Below are 2,834 nucleotides of genomic sequence, written 5' to 3'. Positions count from 1 at the left end.
TAAATACAGGGGTGGATCTTGTTGCTACAAGAAATATGTAAGGAAGAATAAAAGGATATACGCAAAAATGTATATCCTTATTATTTTGTTTTTTTAGAAAATGATAATAATCTTCAGAGCTGGAAAACACAAAAATTCTTTACAACTAAAAATACATATGCTAAAATATTGGTAAGTATAAAAAGATTCGACAAAAAGTGTATCGCTCAATTAAATATAAATGACAGGAGAAAAGGAGCGTCAACAATAAATTAGTACAATCTTTGTGCTATTTCATTGTTGTTTTTTTTTAGTCACACACATGTTATTTTAAAGATTATATGAGCATAGGAGCTATGAATTTAGCCATCAAACAAGAATGAGATGGAATAGAAATGGATGTACAAAGAGAGAGTGTTGTTTTTTATGATTGGACTTTAGATAAAACGAATAATGGAAGAGGAGAAATTAGAAATAACACATTAGAAAGAATTAGGAAGGTTCATGGTTTCCGGTCAAACCATCGTATGTTATTACCATTTGTATCTCGCTTTATTCTTCGATTAGGATTTTTCCCATCATCAATAATATCTTGTTCTTTAACGTTAATAACCAAATTATGGAATAAGCTTTCCAATTCATTTGACTTAGCAATTTTTCTAAAAATCTACTAAAAGTTGATTCAGATGGTGTTTTTCCTAAAAAGTTAAAGTACAAGAATATCTTTAAATTAGGTTTTCTTTAAGCGTTAGAACTTGATGATAGAAATCAGAATGATTTTTATAGCCATAAACTGAAAAGCACATTTTGTTTTAATAAACAGTTACTGAGTAGTCTAGATATAGCTGTCATCCTTGTAATTATTATGTGGATGTAGATATAATTAAGGAATTACACGATAAAAATATAAAAGTATATACTTGGACAGTGGATGATGTAAAAAAAATCAAATAAACCCATAACAATGGGTGTGGATGGAATGATTACAAATTATCCAGATATACTTAAATGATTGAGAAAGGTTAGGAGGAATATAAGTGACAGAATTGAAAAATATAAAATGTTTTGTTTTGGATATGGATGGAACCTTTTATTTGGGCAATGATTTAATAGATGGTTCTCTTGAATTTCTAAATATGTTAGAGGAAAAAGATATAAAGTTTTTATTTTTAACAAATAATTCTTCAAAGAATAGGAAAGCTTATAAAGAAAAATTAATGAAACTTGGCTGCCAAGTAGAGGAAGAGAATGTATTTACATCAGGAGAAGCTACTACAATTTATTTAAAAAAGAAAAAAGAAGGCGCTAAGATTTTTTTAATGGGAACGCCTTTGCTAGAAGAAGAATTTGAACAGAATGGTTTTAAGCTGATTAAAGATAGAAGTGAAAAACCTGATTTTGTTGTATTAGGCTTTGATACTACACTTACATATGAAAAAGTTTGGATTGCTTGCGATTTGATTCGTGATGGTGTAGAATATATAGCAACACATCCAGATTTTAATTGTCCCCTTGAAGATAATAAATGTATGCCAGATGCAGGTGCTATGATTGCAATGATAGAGGCTTCAACAGGTAAACGTCCATTAATCATCGGGAAACCATACCAATATATTGTAGATGCAATAACAGAAAAATACCATTTAAATAAAGAAGAGATTGCTATAGTAGGAGATCGATTATATACAGATATAAAAACAGGAGTAACTGCTGGTATAACATCTGTGCTTGTTATGAGTGGAGAAACGACAATAGAGATGTATGAAGCGTCTAATATTAAAGCGAACTATGTATTTCCATCTATAAAAGAATTAGGAGAAGTTATAAAATAATATAATAAAGTAAATGGCTATTAGGAAAATAACAACGTATAGAAAATCAATATAAAAAGGGTTGATGTTATGAGAGATATAGTCATTAGAAGAATAGAAGAAAATCCTATTATTGCAGCTGTTCAAAAGAAAGAAGATTTAGAGCTTGCTATTATGTCTGAGGTGACAACAATCTTTTTATTACACGCAGATATTTTTAATATTCAATCATATGTTAATAAAATAAAAAATGTCAACAAGAGTGTTTTAGTACATATGGATTTATTAGAAGGAATTGCAAAAGATCCTAAAGCAATTGAATATATTGCTAAAATTATTCGCCCAGATGGGATTATAAGTACGAAAAGTAGTCATATAAAAATTGCAAAATCAAAAGGAATGTTTACAGTGCAACGTTTCTTTTTGATCGATAATCAATCTTATGATGTGGCAATTAAAAGTATAAAAACAATACAACCGGACATGATTGAAGTAATGCCAGGCGTGATTCCAAGTGTAATTAAGCGTATAAAAAAACAGGTGTCTACGTCTATTATTGCAGGCGGGTTAATAGAGAGCAAAAAAGATATTATTGAAATATTAAAATCAGGGGCGTTGGGAGCGTCTACAGGAAAAAAAGAATTATGGAAATTATAAAATATATTGTAATGTAAGTAGCACTTTTGATAAGTTCATATTATTGACAGGAGAATGGGAGTGTCAACAATAAAATAACAGGATAATGATGTTATTTTATTGTTGTTTTTTGTTACCTTAAAAAATTTAGGTAGTTGCAGAATATAGGTTACAACTTATACACAGAAAAAAGCATTTAATACAATAGCATAAAGGAATATCCACAAACAAAGGCATAACAAACTTCATTCGACCACATTTAAATTTAGTATTTATGCGAGTTATAAGATTCTGAAACGAGCTATTTAAAAACTGAGTAGTCACGGAAACTAATGTATAAAATTTAATTTTTATGCAATACATTAAAAATCCATAAATTTTATCATTAGAGCTCATTTTTATATAAAA

3 protein-coding genes are annotated in these 2,834 nt (G+C 28.7%); all 3 read left to right on the top strand.

The window, feature by feature from the left end:
* Positions 1-374 precede the first annotated feature (374 nt).
* The 3 genes from EV214_RS18445 (at position 375) to EV214_RS18435 (ending at position 2,447) form a co-directional block, all read left to right on the top strand.
* On the top strand, positions 375-653 hold the full coding sequence (locus tag EV214_RS18445) for a hypothetical protein (RefSeq protein WP_132248479.1): 279 nt from the start codon (positions 375-377) through the stop codon (positions 651-653).
* A gap of 363 nt (positions 654-1,016) precedes the next feature.
* Entirely contained in the window at positions 1,017-1,811 is a 795-nt protein-coding gene (locus EV214_RS18440; RefSeq protein ID WP_132248477.1) for an HAD-IIA family hydrolase, read from the top strand.
* Between the two features lie 69 nt (positions 1,812-1,880).
* A complete protein-coding gene (locus tag EV214_RS18435) occupies positions 1,881-2,447 on the top strand; it encodes a glycerol-3-phosphate responsive antiterminator (protein ID WP_132248475.1) in 567 nt (188 codons plus the stop codon).
* Positions 2,448-2,834: the final 387 nt, after the last annotated feature.

The sequence above is a fragment of the Marinisporobacter balticus genome (assembly GCF_004345705.1).
Taxonomy (GTDB): Bacteria; Bacillota; Clostridia; order Peptostreptococcales; family Thermotaleaceae; genus Marinisporobacter; species Marinisporobacter balticus.
Note: the sequence above shows the minus strand (reverse complement) of the source record. Positions and strands in the feature narration are given on the sequence as shown.